This window comes from Balneola sp. EhC07 (assembly GCF_001650905.1).
GTDB lineage: Bacteria > Bacteroidota > Rhodothermia > Balneolales > Balneolaceae > Balneola.
Genome location: NZ_LXYG01000014.1, coordinates 62,499 through 77,194, shown reverse-complemented (window position 1 = coordinate 77,194; position 14,696 = coordinate 62,499). Strand labels below are relative to the sequence as shown.

The 14,696-nt window shown below is 37.1% G+C and carries 11 protein-coding genes; 3 read left to right on the top strand and 8 right to left on the bottom strand.

Annotated elements, in window-relative coordinates; all coding sequences use genetic code 11:
* The first annotated feature begins 3 nt into the window (after positions 1–3).
* A complete protein-coding gene (locus A8B79_RS05670) occupies positions 4–492 on the top strand; it encodes a hypothetical protein (RefSeq protein ID WP_066219262.1) in 489 nt (162 codons plus the stop codon).
* 28 nt (positions 493–520) lie between these two features.
* Here the strand turns inward: A8B79_RS05670 and A8B79_RS05665 are convergent, their stop codons facing one another.
* From A8B79_RS05665 to A8B79_RS05635, 7 genes are read right to left on the bottom strand one after another with little or no spacing between them, the layout of a single operon-like run.
* Entirely contained in the window at positions 521–1,228 is a 708-nt protein-coding gene (locus A8B79_RS05665; RefSeq protein WP_066219259.1) for a M48 family metallopeptidase, read from the bottom strand.
* Entirely contained in the window at positions 1,218–4,259 is a 3,042-nt protein-coding gene (locus A8B79_RS05660) for a type I restriction endonuclease subunit R (RefSeq protein WP_066219256.1), read from the bottom strand. Before A8B79_RS05660 ends, A8B79_RS05665 begins: the two co-directional genes overlap by 11 nt.
* 14 nt (positions 4,260–4,273) lie before the next feature.
* A complete protein-coding gene (locus A8B79_RS05655) occupies positions 4,274–5,170 on the bottom strand; it encodes a hypothetical protein (protein WP_066219253.1) in 897 nt (298 codons plus the stop codon).
* Complete coding sequence (locus A8B79_RS05650) at positions 5,167–6,309, bottom strand: restriction endonuclease subunit S (RefSeq protein WP_076782528.1); 1,143 nt, start codon at positions 6,307–6,309, stop codon at positions 5,167–5,169. Before A8B79_RS05650 ends, A8B79_RS05655 begins: the two co-directional genes overlap by 4 nt.
* A gap of 5 nt (positions 6,310–6,314) precedes the next feature.
* Positions 6,315–8,729: a type I restriction-modification system subunit M gene (locus A8B79_RS05645; RefSeq protein WP_066219251.1), complete on the bottom strand. Its 2,415-nt coding sequence runs from the start codon at positions 8,727–8,729 to the stop codon at positions 6,315–6,317.
* Positions 8,730–8,732: 3 nt separating this feature from the next.
* Positions 8,733–9,662 carry a hypothetical protein gene (locus tag A8B79_RS05640; protein WP_066219248.1) on the bottom strand — a complete coding sequence of 310 codons (930 nt, stop codon included), beginning with the start codon at positions 9,660–9,662 and terminating at the stop codon, positions 8,733–8,735.
* Positions 9,659–12,235, bottom strand: coding sequence for an N-6 DNA methylase (locus A8B79_RS05635; protein WP_066219245.1), 2,577 nt, complete (start codon positions 12,233–12,235; stop codon positions 9,659–9,661). Before A8B79_RS05635 ends, A8B79_RS05640 begins: the two co-directional genes overlap by 4 nt.
* A gap of 72 nt (positions 12,236–12,307) precedes the next feature.
* Here A8B79_RS05635 and A8B79_RS05630 point away from each other — a divergent pair, with 72 nt between their 5' ends.
* A complete protein-coding gene (locus A8B79_RS05630) occupies positions 12,308–13,378 on the top strand; it encodes a helix-turn-helix transcriptional regulator (protein WP_066219242.1) in 1,071 nt (356 codons plus the stop codon).
* Positions 13,379–13,449: 71 nt separating this feature from the next.
* Positions 13,450–14,190, top strand: coding sequence for an SOS response-associated peptidase (locus tag A8B79_RS05625; RefSeq protein ID WP_066219239.1), 741 nt, complete (start codon positions 13,450–13,452; stop codon positions 14,188–14,190).
* On the opposite strand, the gene A8B79_RS05620 is transcribed toward A8B79_RS05625, so the two are convergent.
* Positions 14,187–14,690, bottom strand: a complete 504-nt coding sequence (locus tag A8B79_RS05620) for a hypothetical protein (RefSeq protein ID WP_066219236.1) — start codon at positions 14,688–14,690, stop codon at positions 14,187–14,189. The two genes, A8B79_RS05625 and A8B79_RS05620, sit on opposite strands and share 4 nt — an antisense overlap.
* Between the last annotated feature and the right edge of the window lie 6 nt (positions 14,691–14,696).

Genomic DNA, 14,696 nt, shown 5'->3' with positions numbered 1-14,696 from the left:
AAAATGAATTCATGGAATAAATACCCTAGTGAGTCATCCTTAGCTTATAAATTCTTTGTTACTTATTTAGAACTAGGTCCTTCTAGAAGTATGCTGAAAGTATGCCAAATGTATACCAAACCTGAGAGTTATGTATCACAATTAAAGAGATGGAGCTCTAAATACAACTGGATTACTAGAGCTTCTGATTATGACGAAAGTATAGGAGTAAGAATCCTAGAAAACAGACGAGAAAGAATAGAGCTTGCCCAAGCTAAACTACTACGTCATCTAGATTCTGCTGTCGAGGAACTTTTGGAGATTGCATTGATGCCAAATGTAACTTCTCTAGATAATGGTGAGAAGTCATTAATTAGTGAAAAAATAAAAGCTATTAAGATCATCCTAGATAAAGCGGGGTTAACAGATCTTAAACATGAAGAAGTTCAAAAACCCAGCATGCATACTAATAATTACATAAAATCAATATATGATCATATAAAGAGTGTTTAACCCATGTTAAGATAAGGTGAGTTAAAAGCTAATACACAACCTCATTTAATAGCTCTCTTTTACCTTTCCATGATGGCATATGATTATCCAGTACTGCTTTAAATCGGTCATTGTGTGTTCTCTCAATCAAGTGAGCCATTTCATGGAGTACTACATAGTCCAGCAGTTCATACTCCTTTTTAGCTAATTCAAGGTTAATCCAGATTCTTTTGTTTTCAACCGTGCAAGAACCCCACTTTGTTTTCATCAGTTTTATACCCCAATCACTAATTTCAACTTTTAAGCGATTTTCCCACTTTGCAATTAGCTCAGGTATTTTGCGTTTAAGTCTTTCCCGGTACCATTCCTGGATTATCTCTTCCCGCTTATCTCGTTCTGTTCCCGGGCGAATCTGCAAATCCAGATATTGCTTATTTCGAATATGGACGCAGGGCTTTTCATCCTTTTCAATGATATTCAGCAGGTATCGCTTTCCTTCTACCCAGTGACTTTCTCCTTGAATAAATTCTCTTCTCGGCTCCCGAACCTGATTTTTCATAGCGCGGATATGCTTCTTGATCCAAGTCAATTTCGATACTACAAATAAGCGTATGTTTTCTTTGCTATAAGTCAATGGAGAAGACACTCGCACTCTGCCCGTTGGTGGATAAACCGCCAGATGCATATTCCCAATATCTTTTTGAACTACATCTACAAGAATATCGGATACTGTGAACTGATAGTTTCTAGTATTCATCTTGATTCCGTATTACATCCATCACCATATCTAACTCAATATTTTCAGGAAGCACCTTATAAAGCGCTCCTTGAAGTTGACGCTCTTTAATTGAATTACTTCTCCAGCCGTCTTTACTATTATATTTAACGGTTTCATCTACCGTAACAGAAAGTTCCAGATCACCATCAAGAGTGTCATAAATAGCTTTTTTTCCATCTGTATTAATTGAAGTCGGGTACGCTTCCTGGCCATCCACTCTTTTAACTTTTCGGGCTAGTTCAGCAAGTTTTTCAAGATACTTGGCATAAGCTATTGCTTCCTGCTTTCTCTGTTCAATCAGATCTTGAAGCAAAGCCGACATTCGGTCATAGTATTTCGGATTTCCCGGTCGCTCCTGAATAATTACTTTCCTCATATTATTCTCAATCTTCTCTGATACACCTTCCGGATTTTTTTTACTTTCTCCTCCGGTAGCCTCATCTACTCCTTCCAAACCTTCATTCACAATAAGGTCTACCAAGGTGAAATCATCCAGTTTACTCACTTTCTTGCTATGATCTGCATCAATATACATGTCAATGAGATTACGCATACCGGGTTCATACATCTTCAAGTCAATGTAATCTCCGCTGGCTAGTTTTATTTCTTCTTTCAGGTCTGAGAAAAACTTCACTCTTTGTTTGATGCGAGCAGCTTGCCGATCGGTGTATCCTGCCCGGCTCATTTCATTGGCGATATCAGCATACGCTCTTACTAAACTGGAAACTATCTTGTAGAGTTTAATTCTTTTTTCTTCGTCCTCTTTAATCTCTTCATCCGTTTTACCCTCAAAATCACACCCAAAGAATTCATAAAAAGTTTTCTGAGTTTGTGGATGAACAGGCTCACACAACGCCTCAACCTGATCCAGTGTATCGTCAAGATGTTCTTTTGCTTGTTTATAGCGGTCTTTTAATAATCCTTCTACATCATCTTTGTCATAGCCTTCAAAAGCACCGCTTGTATAAGCTTCGATGGATTCTTCCAGACTTTTGAACAAATCTTTGTAGTCAATGATGTATCCGTATTCCTTGCTGTCATCGTCTAATCGGTTTACACGACAAATTGCCTGAAACAAACCATGATCCTGCATGGATTTATCGATATACAGATAGGAAGCCGGTGGAGCATCAAAACCCGTTAGCAGTTTCTCCACCACTATTAGTAGCTTCATTCGCGCCGGCTCTTCGATAAATTGTTTTTTGACAGCCTCTTCAAACTCTTCGGTTTTCATTCCGCCCAGCATATCCATGTAAATCCGATACTTTAGTTGCTCCTCGGTTTCACCTTCGCCGGTTTCTTCTCCTTTGATGTCATTGATATTCGGCTCAAAGGAAGTAACAACCGCACAATGATCTTTCAAGTCGGTTTGTTGGAACAGCTCATAATACTTACACGCTTCTAACACTGATGATGCCACTAACATAGCGTTCCCTTCGCCGGATTTTAACCTTGGTCGTACTCTGAAATCCTTAAAAATATCTTGTGTTACTTTCGCCAGTCGTTCTTTTGAGCTCAATACTTGCCTGAGCGTACCCCAGCGTTTTTTGAGCTGCATTTTTGCGTAATCGTTGAGTCCGCGCGTCTCGGCATCAAACCACTCGTCAATACTGTCCTGATCGGTTATTCTTTGATCGATATCTCTGGCTTCGTATCTCAAATCTAGCACTACTTTATCTTCCACCGCTTCATCAAACTTGTACGTGTGGATATATGGACCAAAGACTTCCAGACTTGTTTTCTTATCTCGCTTTAACAAAGGCGTTCCGGTAAAACCAATGAACATAGCATCGGGAAGAATGGCTTTCATTGCCCGGTGGAGTTTCCCGGATTGTGTACGATGACATTCATCCACAAATACATAGATATCTCCCTTCGCTTTAAAATTTGCCGGAAGATGTTTTTGAATATCGTTTAGAAACTGATCCACATCTCCGTCTTCTCCTCCACCAAACTTATGTACTAATGATGATATAAGCGGATACTCATGGCTGTTCAGTTTATCCAGCAAATCGGAACCACTTTTTGCTCTGATCATGGGCTCTTCCGCATCATTAAATACCCGAGTAATTTGCTTGTCCAATTCGGTACGATCCGTGATTACCACCACTCTTGAATCTTCCACCTGCTCACGAATCCATTGCGCCAACCAAACCATGGTTAAGCTTTTACCACTTCCCTGAGTGTGCCAGATAATTCCATCTTCCCGCTTTCGAATATTTTCCCGACTGGCTTTTACTCCGAAATATTGATGGGGACGAGAAATAATTTTAGTACCACCATCAAACAGGATAAAATCATGGATCAGTTCCAGCAAGCGTTCTTTGTTGCACAGCTGAAGGATATGCTTGTCGAGCACATAATCTGCTTCACCGTCAAAAGGCTCTTTCCATTTCAGATAGTATTTCTCCGGTGTTTTGGTAGTACCGTAACGGAGACCCTCGGAATCGTTGCCTGCCATTATCAACTGCATGGTGTTGAAGAAAGGCTTGATAAAATTCTCTGATTGATTGTCCAGATTTTGCCGAATTCCTTCTGCAATAGATACTTTTGAACGCTTTAATTCAATCACGCCAACGGCAATTCCATTGATATAAAGTACAATATCCGGTCTTTTGGTGTTTTTGCCCTCTACCGTTACTTCCTCGGCAATGGCAAAATGATTGTTCTCCTGATGTTCCCAATCTATCAGTTTTACCGTTTCTTTATGCTCTCCTTGTTGTTCTCGTACATCTACTCCATACCGAAGTAAGTTATAGACCTCTTTATTACTGTCGTATAAATCTTCGGTTTGTATAACCGTAGCTTTATTTAGCTCAAAGCATGCTTTATCAATTTTAGCTTGGGAATGACCTTGTTGCTTTAAAAACGGTCTCAGATATTCTTCCTCAACATTGGCGTTCCCTGAGCGATCCTGAAAGTCACCGAGATATTCGTAACCTAATTGGTCTCTGAATAGTTGTACGATTCGATTCTGGGAGCTGCGTTCTATTTGGCCAATGTCGGTCATTTATATTTCGTGTTTTAATTCAATGATTCTCTAATATTTATCCAAGTTTGGACTTTATCAGGTAAAACTTTCCAGTTACTCCGAATAAACCTTTCTACTTTTTCAATATCGATTATAAATACATTCGATAAAGACTTGCCTATATATCGCCCTTTAGTTGTAAATAAATATACCTTACAGTCAAGATTTTTATAATTCTCAATAATTAAATCTTCTTTCCCCTTTTTAACTTGAGCAACTGCTTTATGCCCATCTTTTTTATGCTTCAAAACAAATTCATAGTTCACTGTGCTTTTCTTGCACGAACTTGGAATAAGTTGGTATCCCATATCTTGAAGAAGTAATCCTATAATATCTTCACAATCATCTGAATGTATTAAGGAAAAGAAATCCGCTTCTATATGTTTGAATTCGTAAAATTCATCATCAGTAAGCTGATTATATAAAAACTTAGAAAATTCACAAGTAGTTGCACCATTCACCTTTTCTAGCGTACCGCCTCTTATGAATCTATTTACGATAGTACCTGGTACTGAATCATTTTCCCCTACTCTTACCCATTCAATAGGTCTAACATTTACTATATCTGCCTTTCGGTTTATTTCCTCATTAATATATTGCCATTCTCCTGTGATCCTTCCTAGATAGTAAATTCCATTTAAATCCCTAGACCAGCACAAATCATTAATTTTAACCCGATTTTTAATGGCATTTAAAGCTCGCCACCAGCCTTTATCATTCCTTTCTTCTTTATAATTCTTATGTGCCTTTTCATAATATTCATCCCATTCTAAATGCTTGGATTTTGATTCCACTGACCAACCTAACCCCATAATGCTTTGATTAAAACAAAACTGTCTTGGATTAATATCAACCGAGTCTGTTTTAATGTTAAGTCGCCAAATGTTCATACCAACCTCGTCTTTCCGGTTAGCAATTCCTGCATCATTCCCTGTTTAACCTGCTTGTACTTTTCCCGCTTTTGGCGGAGAGTTTGGAGTTCCAGGTCCATGTCGGACAAGATTTCTACTATTGCATCTTGCTCTCCCTTTGGAGGTAGCTCAATTTCAATGTGCTGGTATTCTGAAATATAATATCGCTTATGATCACCTGTAGAAAACTTCAAAATCTGTATCAATTCATATATAAACCTCAAGTTAACTGCAGATGACTTTGGTTTTAATAGTTTAATAGCAGAAGACTTTATCTTGAAATTAAAATCGACATATTTTGATAGGGTTGTAAAATCATCAAAGACTACAACAGGTGTATCAGTATAAACCCCGAAAGTTTCAGTTGTATAACCCAAAATAAAGGATTTATTAGCCGTAAGAACAGGCACACCAACCTCTTGATCTTCAATATCAGCTTTCACAATATACTTTGGAGGTTGCTCATAATTTAGAACATCCTCTAACGTCTTCACCTCCCACTCCCCATCAAACCCGGGCAGGCGTGTTTTGCCGGTAAGGAGCAGCTGCATGGAGCCTTTTTTGATGGCTTCTTTCTTTTGTATGAGCAGGTCTAAGGAGCGGATCAGGTCGTCCACATCGCTGAGGGCATTGGTTATGGCTTCCTGTTCGGTAAGTGGCGGAACAGCACAAGGCAACTCTATTAAAGTACTCTTATTTAATTTATAACGTCCTGCTCCTTGCCTCTTCAGATGAGATGTAAGATCTCGATGACCAAAGAAGTAATAAAACCACTCGGTTAAATTTTTTACACCCTTAACGATATGAGCATGGTTATTAACATTAAACTTCCCCTCCACCAAAAGTGTCATTGACATACTATCCCATTTGAGAAAGTGGTCACCATCTTCACCTATTAAAGCATGTTTACCTTCAACCCTATATTCATCAATGTAATCTTGGATTCCTGTTGGCCCATAGTAAGGATATTTTCCCTGCATTGACTTTCGGACATTTCTACTAATGGGTAATCTTAAATTGTTTTTTATTTCAAATGCTTCACCCACTGTTTCAACTTCCCAATCCTCTGGAATCAACCCAATCTCGGTTTGTCTATAATCCTTCTTCTCTTCGGTCATCAATTCTATACAACCCCCATCGCTTCCAGGTGAGACTGAACACGGGTTTCCAGCTCATCCGCTTCTTTATCAATTTCCACAACGGCTTTGTCGTACCGCCCGGCCAACTCGTTCACCCGCTGGGTAAGGCTTCGAGAAATGGCATCTACTTCGCCATCGATGTGGAATTTAATGGTGGGCAGCCACTTGTCATCTACTACCAAAGTTTGCACTTCATCTTCGGTGAGTTCTTTGTATTTGTCTATTACCTGCTTGTCTAATTCTTTCTCCGCCTTTTTAACTGAACTCTTGGCTTTGCGTTCGTTATCGTAGGCGGTTTTGTAGCTTTTCATCACCTCAAATTCATCTGAAAAATCTTCATCGCCTTTAATTTCCTTCATGCGTTTGGTGAGTTCTCCTTTCGTCACGTTGCCGGCGTCGCTGAGCGCTTCTTCCAGCAATCCACCTTCTACCGCATGTTCCTGCTCTAACTCTTCCTGAACCTGAGCCGCCTCTTCCTGCTGCTGCTTTAGTTGTTCAATCTCTTGGTGTTCTTTTGGAAAGTAGCGGTTAATCACCAATTCTTTAGGAATTAGCTCGCAGGTAAATTCTCCCTTTTTGATATTCCCCTTACTGTTGCGAACAGGCTCCAGCGTGGCAGTCCATCCATCTTCAACAATTATATACACGTCATCGCGCATGGTTTCAGACCAGTAATTCATCAGGTGCTGGTAAATATCGTATGGATCGATCAATGCTTTATCCCGGTAGCGTTTTAGCAGGTCTTCAGCAATTTCTGCTATAAGCGCTTTAGGGCGAACGTCTTCATCAATGGACTTCATAGAATCGTAATGTGCCTGCTTCCATTCAGTAAAGAGTTTAGCCAATTCCTTGCTGTAGCTCACAAATGCCGGATAGCTGAAAATCACTTCGTTGATGACATCCTTTTCTGTTTTCAATTTCAGGTAACCTTCCCGAAGTGGGGAAAACAATTCGTCTTTCAATCCAGGATATACGTCCCAAAATTGGTTCATACCTTCCACATCCCGCATCGGAATCCCGCCTTTCAAATGTCCTTCAATATCCTGAATATCTTCTTCGGTGCTGTTATCAATATAGCGTGGGATATTCAGGTTGAACTCGTTCTTTTGGATTTCATCATTGGGCACAAAGCGTGAAAACCCACCCTCGGCTTTCTGCTCCCGGAACACATCCACTATTTTGTGAATATCCCGTTCCCGAAGTCGGTTTTTATTTCCGTCCTTGATATAGCCTTCACTTCCATCAATCATAAAAATTCCATCACGAGAGCCGGATTGTTCTTTATCCAGCACCAAAATACAAGCGGGAATACCCGTTCCATAAAACAGGTTGGCAGGTAAGCCAATAATCCCTTTTATATATCCTCTTTCAATCAAGTTCTGTCTGATCTTTCCTTCAGCATTTCCTCTGAACAAAACTCCATGGGGAAGAATAACAGCCGCTGTTCCGGTATTTTTCAACGACTTTACAATATGGAGCAAAAAAGCATAATCGCCGTTCTTAGTTGGCGGAATTCCAAAGCCTTCAAATCGATTGTATAGATCGTTTTTAGGATCGAGTCCGTTGGTCCATGATTTATAAGAAAAAGGCGGATTGGCTACTACATAGTCAAAGCGTTTCAACTCACCATTCTCTGAGAATTTCGGATCGGCTAAAGTATTGCCTCTCATAATGTCATGAACGGCCTCAGGACGATTATGCAGTACCATATTCATCTTTGCAAGTGCGGTCGTGGCTACATCCATTTCTTGCCCGTAAATAGTAATATCAACAGGTGCTTCATCGGCAACTTTAAGAATCAGCGAACCTGATCCCGCCGTAGGATCATAAGCGGTTAAAGACGGATTGTCTGCTTTTTCCACTCCAATAACATTCGCTAATATCCGGGATACCTCTGCCGGTGTATAAAACTGTCCTTTGCTCTTACCAGACTCGGTAGCAAAATTGCGCATCAGATATTCGTAAGCGTCACCAAGCAGGTCATCGTCCCCGGCGTTGTTTCCACCAAAATCCAGATTTGCATCCTGAAAAATTCCAATCAGATTACTGAGGCGGTTTACTTTTTCTTTGCCGGAGCCCAGCTTTTCATCATCATTGAAATCCGTTTGGTCAATCACCCCACGCAAGTCATTCGCTTCTGCCAAAGGAGCTATGATCTTTTTATTGATTTGATCTCCAATATCCACTTGTCCCTTCAACTTTATCATATCTTGAAAAGAGGAACCATCCGGGATTACAATAGGAGCATATTCTCCGGCATCAGCATACTTATCAGACACATATTTTATAAAGAGAATAGAGAGCACATAATCCTTGTACTGCGAAGCATCCATTCCTCCACGAAGTTCGTCACAGGATTTCCAAATGGAGGCGTAAAGATCTGATTTTTTTATGGGCATGGGTTATGAATAGTTTTGCATGAATTCTTTATACCAAAGTAATAATTCTAGCAGAGCAAATACTGTACTTTTATATGCATAGTGATGGACATCTTCTGGATAATCATGCGAACCTTCTTGTGTAATCTCAATCATCATTTTCGACAAGTTTGCAATATGAGATGGCCAAACTGCTTCACTACGAGCATTTATAACAACCTCGTTTCCTTGCTTTACATCGTAACCTGACAAATAAAACCAAGACCAACTGATGCTCAATTTATCTGCTCTATCATATAGCCCTGCCGGTACTATATCTTGATTTTTATTTCTGTTGTAAGCTTGATCATGCATTTCATTGACCATTGCTTCATACATTTTTCGGATTGGTGTGAAAGCAGCATCGTCATTATACTTTGCCTTACTATTTACTTTTTTCAGAATTTCAACTAGGTCTTCTTCTTTGTCATCAGGTAATAATCCCTTATCAAAAAGCTCAAAAATTTCATTGTACTCACTTTTTATCTGATAATCTTCGTTGTTGGCTACCTGCTTTTTTAGGTAATCGAACATCTCTTTAAATGAACCACCCTTTTTAAAGACTTTAATATTAGATAGTAATGAATCTTTACTAAGATCTTCCAAGTATCCGGTAAGAACACAAAAGGGAATTCTAATTTTTTCCCTATAAAGAAGCTTAGTTAATTCGTCTACAGTTTCCTTTAAAGCTCTTATATCTTTTTTATCCGATGAATCCTGTTTTACGTGAAAAAAGCCATCTAAAATTATTGCATCAATGTCTTTGTAATGTTTTCTTATATATTTATTCCCTTCTTCAAAGTTACTGATCGCTTTTTTTATAATGACACGGTTTTGCTTAGCTACTAAGGTTATATCTGGTAGTAAATCATCAACTTCGTCATCTAGAAAGAGTATTTTTATAGGTCTATTCATTCTATTTCTACTGCTTTAAATTTAATTTCAAATTGAACTGGAAAAGTCTTTTTATCTAATATACTTGAACTACAATCGATAGAAGCCCCCATTTTATTTAGTTTTCTTTTAATACTATTTCCTCCTTTTCCTTGGCCTGAACTTTGAGGTCCTTTGTGATTCAACTTAAAGAAATCTTCACAGGTAAAATCCGAAGGGAAAGGGAGTCCATTATTACCTACATGAACTTTAAGGATTCCTCTTTCTCTATTAGTAATACCATCTAATATTATAATAAATTGATTATCGGATGATCCTTTTTTAAATCCATGTTCTATGGCGTTATCAAGAAAATTATTTAATACTGATAGTAGATACTCTTTATTACCTTCTATTTTATATAATGGTAATCTTCCACTATGCTCGATAAAGTTTAGCCCTAAGGCATCATGAAAAAATATTTTATAATTTTTTTGAACCTGTCTACTACTCCAATCTAAAATAATCGGAATCAATTCTATTTCTTCAACTTGGTCAACTTTACTTGAGGTAAAGAATTTAACTTCTTCCTGTAGGGACTCCTGGATACGATCATGGTTCTGAATCATGATTTTTAATAAATCAATAACTCGTTCCCCATCGGTTGGTTTTTCATCAAAAAAGATAGAATCCTGCATAGAAATGATGTTTCTTTTTGCTAATTCTTGAATATATCCCTCAATTACTTCTATGGATGCTCGGGCATTAGCTAATATTTTTCCAAAATCATGAGCAAAAGATGAAAACACATCTTTCTCAATATATTCCAGATCTTTATTAAGACTTTTTATCTCTTCTAACTTTTCTTGAGCAAACTCTTGGTACGACTCACGTACAATCTCTTTTTGTGTTTCAAGAGGCGGCAGTCTCAAATAGATATTTTTTAGTTCTGATGTTCTAATACTCGGTATAGTTGTACCACTTTGAATTTTTAGAAACTGTTTAGAAACAAATTCAGACCTCAACTCCAACATTAGATAGTCCACATCAAATAGTTCAGGTATTTCATACACTTTGACATTTGATTTTGTATAAACAGTTTGCCCTGTGTATTTAAATATTGAAGGTTTAATACTTCCAATAATTGTTCCAAGTAATACGGCTGACCGATTTAATGGTCTAAGTTTTTCTTTACCTGAATATTTAGGTAGCTGGCTATCAGAGAGTTTGTAATCCGTGCTATTAGTACCTAACTGAGACATTCCGATAAATGGCTCATTAACTACATTAACTAAGTCTGTTTTTATCTCATCAAGTACATCAGTCAAAGAAACAAGTTCTTCATCCCTGTTTCTTGTATTTATTACCTCATTTTTAGAAGCATTAATATAGTAGGAAAATGCTAATGAGTAATTATTATGCTTTATTTCATTTATTGAAGCATTTGTTACGTAGGGATAGAATCCAAATTTATCGATCCAATTTGATCCTATTTCATTAAAGAAGTTTTGATACTTATCAGTTTGACTTGGGGTGATATATGGCTCTATCTCTGGTCCATTTATAAATACTATATTTTGGTTCTCTTTGTTTGTATCTAACTCTAATAGGCAATAGCTAATAGAAGACCCTGGACTAAAAGTACCTTGAGGAAACAAAATAACAGTCTTCAAATACTTATTATCAATGACCTTTTTCCTGAATGCCTTAAAATCTTTTGTATTGCTATATAATGTATGTATTGGCATTAACAGCAATATCCTACTTTTGCTTTTAGAAGTATCGATTGCTTGGTTTGCATAAAATAGTTCAAAATCTACCATTCTCCCTGAATTTGGTTTATCCCTACCAATCAATTTAGTAAGATCAATTTTACCAATAGGTGGGTAAACAAATTTGAAGTCAGCTTCTTCATTCAAAAGTGCAGAAAACTCTGAAATTTTGAATTCAAGACTTACATTTCCGGAAAGAATAACCCTCAAATAATACCATAGAATTGTATCATCATCACCTGATATTATTTTCTTGCTGTTATCCTCTTTCCCATCAAATGCTATTTGCCCAGTATGGTCACCAACATAAAGCTCAACCTTTGTGTCAGCTATTGTTTTGTTTATAATTTTAGAGAGTTCTTTAGGGATAGATCTTTCCCAATACGAATGTCGATCTCTTGATTTTGTTAATTCTATAACAGAAATGAAAAATTCATCAAACTCTTCTACTGAAAATGATTTTATAGAAAAATCATTGACCTCAAACTCTTTAAGTTTATTTTCAAACTGAATTACTTCACTTTCTGCTAACTGATACAAATCCTTTTTTATATAAGCTTGTAAATCAATTGACTTTAAAGTCTTAGGATTCTTTTCTTTTAGAAACGAGAAAAAAGGCTCAAATAAATCATTATAAGGATCTAGATCATTCGAATTTACTGATAAATATTTTTCGACTTTAAAACCAAAGTCAACTAAAGTAAATTCATTCATCAAAGCTTTGTAGCGTCTCAAGAACAAATATACAATTCGCCATTCTAATTCGGAGTCAAATAAGCTGTCTAGTCCACTCGACTTTACTTCTCTTAAATAGTTATAAATCTTGGTTAATTCTCTTTTCATATCTGAAATTTTTAATTCGATTCAAAAATATAACTATACTATGCACTCAATCTGCACAGTTAAATTCTTCTTATGTCTATTAACAAAAATGCCTTACTTCGTTATCAAGTTTTGGATCGTTGCTTTAGTAATACCGGGCGAAATTTTTACTGGCAAGATTTACTAAATGAAATCAACAAAGCGCTCGAAGAGTATAATGGTAAAGAGTCAGAAATAAAACGTCGTCAGCTATATGATGATATTAAGTTTATGGAAAGTGATCAGGGCTGGTCAATTCCATTAGAAAGGCACAAAGACGGAAGAAAGGTGTATTACCGATACGCTGAAAAAGACTTCTCTATTTCAAATCAACCGCTAAATGAAGATGAAAAAAGTCAGATAGATTCTGCCATTTCTGTACTGTCTAGGTTTTCCGGAGCACCACAATTTGAATGGGTTCAAGAATTAATACCTGTAATTCAAGATAGATTGGGACTCAAACAACAATCTAAAGAAGTCATTGGTCTTGAGTCTAATATCGATCTAATTGGCCTAGAACATTTAAGAAATTTATACGATGCTATTGTGAATGAATTAGTTTTAAAAGTAGAATACAAAGATTTTAAATCTGAAGAGAGTTTCGAACTCACCTTTCACCCACATTTCCTGAAGCAATATAATAACCGTTGGTTTGTATTTGGATTGAATAAAGAGTTAGAAATACCAACTTGGAACTTAGCTTTAGATCGTATACAAAAAATTGAACAAATTCAGGGAGACTATCGCCTATCTAAAATTGATTGGAATGAACACTTTTTCGATATCATTGGAGTAACCCGACCTTCTGAGGGAAAAGTTGAAAAGATAGTTTTGGAATTCACTAAGGAACAGGCTCCTTATATTATTACAAAACCCCTTCATCCAACCCAAAAAACCCAATGGGTAGAGGAATACCTGATCGTTGAGATTCAAGTTATACCAAATTATGAATTAGAAACTTTAATATTATCTTTTGGGGAGAAGGTAAAGGTTATAAAACCTGAAAATCTAAGTGAGAAAATTTACAATAGAATTTCCGGCGCTACATCTAGTTATATATCTTTTCAAGAAAAAAGTTTGGACCATGGAGTAGTTATTGAAGACCGACCTCGTTATAAAAGTTGACTTTCGCGTCAAAACCTGTTGAGATTTTTATAAATTTTATACCTTTCTATAACCTAAAAACATTTGTAATTATGTGCGGACGATATCATCTTTCATATAAAAAGCGGTTAGAAATAGATGAATTTTTAGCCATTGTGGATAGAGGGGATTACCGAGCTCCCGGAAAGCAAGGTGAGCTTGAATTTGCTAACTACAATGTAGCACCTACATCTGTGATGCCTGTTTGTAGAGTAAATGATGAAGGCAAAAGAGTACTGGATTCTATGTACTGGTGGTACATGAAATGGTTGCCTAAGGATGGTAAGCCGAACTACAAGTATTCTACCTTTAATACAAGAGACGACCGTATTTTAGACAGTAAAATGTGGGGGAAAGACTTTAAAGAGAAACAGATCCGATGCATTGTTCCTATGAATGGATTCTATGAATTTACCGGGGCGAAGGGAAGTAAATCTGCCCATTACTTCTATCCAAAGAGTACAAACTTTTGGGGTGCAGCAGGTATTTATTCTAAGGTGAGCCCAAATGATGGAATGAGTTCTTTTTCAATTATAACTACTGATCCTAATTCAATGGTAGAAAAAGCACATGATCGAATGCCTGCTTTTTTACATCCAAGTGAATTTGAAGATTGGCTAAACCCTGAGCATTCTGCTGAATATTTGTTAGATATGTTGAAGCCCTATCCGGTAGATGACATGGAAACCTATATAGCATCTGATAAAGTCAGTAATTCAAGGAATAATGGTCCTGAACTATTAGAGCCTTCTACTCTATTTGGTGCAAGTTCGATGAATAAGAATGTTGGTTAAAGATCATCTAAGCTGAAGTCTTCATCAACAAACACTACAATCGAATGGGTGTTTTCCTCAATCGTATGTTTTACCATTTTTACCTGAAAATACCCTCCATTCCCATACTCATTGCGAATAAAGGGTACACTGATGTGATCACCTTCGGAAGGAATATGCTTTATTTCGTCCGGGGCAACTTGGAAAAAGTCTCCGTTTCTTTGTTTTCCGGCAATATGCACATCCGTCTTTTTTATAGGATACCAATGTGATATTTCTGTTCTGAATTCATCATATAGGTCTTGCATCAAACCCATGAGTTTTGATCTATTCAAATCCAAAATTTCAAGTAATTCCTTTTGTGAAGGGAGCGGACTCCTTTCATGAATATTGTATTGAGATAACCTATGTATGAGGGCTTTATATTTTTCCTGTTGATAGAAAAGCCTTTTAATCGTTTCAATTTCTGAGACCAATACTAAAAGCAAGTCTCGAAAGGTAAGATTTTGCTCTTTACTCATTATTCT

What these genes read in the sequence shown, in the direction of transcription:
- A8B79_RS05670 (WP_066219262.1), top strand. Translation starts at nt 4, where the DNA reads ATGAATTCATGGAATAAATACCCTAGTGAGTCATCCTTAGCTTATAAA.
- A8B79_RS05665 (WP_066219259.1), bottom strand. Translation starts at nt 1,228, where the DNA reads ATGAATACTAGAAACTATCAGTTCACAGTATCCGATATTCTTGTAGAT.
- A8B79_RS05660 (WP_066219256.1), bottom strand. Translation starts at nt 4,259, where the DNA reads ATGACCGACATTGGCCAAATAGAACGCAGCTCCCAGAATCGAATCGTA.
- A8B79_RS05655 (WP_066219253.1), bottom strand. Translation starts at nt 5,170, where the DNA reads ATGAACATTTGGCGACTTAACATTAAAACAGACTCGGTTGATATTAAT.
- A8B79_RS05650 (WP_076782528.1), bottom strand. Translation starts at nt 6,309, where the DNA reads ATGACCGAAGAGAAGAAGGATTATAGACAAACCGAGATTGGGTTGATT.
- A8B79_RS05645 (WP_066219251.1), bottom strand. Translation starts at nt 8,729, where the DNA reads ATGCCCATAAAAAAATCAGATCTTTACGCCTCCATTTGGAAATCCTGT.
- A8B79_RS05640 (WP_066219248.1), bottom strand. Translation starts at nt 9,662, where the DNA reads ATGAATAGACCTATAAAAATACTCTTTCTAGATGACGAAGTTGATGAT.
- A8B79_RS05635 (WP_066219245.1), bottom strand. Translation starts at nt 12,235, where the DNA reads ATGAAAAGAGAATTAACCAAGATTTATAACTATTTAAGAGAAGTAAAG.
- A8B79_RS05630 (WP_066219242.1), top strand. Translation starts at nt 12,308, where the DNA reads ATGTCTATTAACAAAAATGCCTTACTTCGTTATCAAGTTTTGGATCGT.
- A8B79_RS05625 (WP_066219239.1), top strand. Translation starts at nt 13,450, where the DNA reads ATGTGCGGACGATATCATCTTTCATATAAAAAGCGGTTAGAAATAGAT.
- A8B79_RS05620 (WP_066219236.1), bottom strand. Translation starts at nt 14,690, where the DNA reads ATGAGTAAAGAGCAAAATCTTACCTTTCGAGACTTGCTTTTAGTATTG.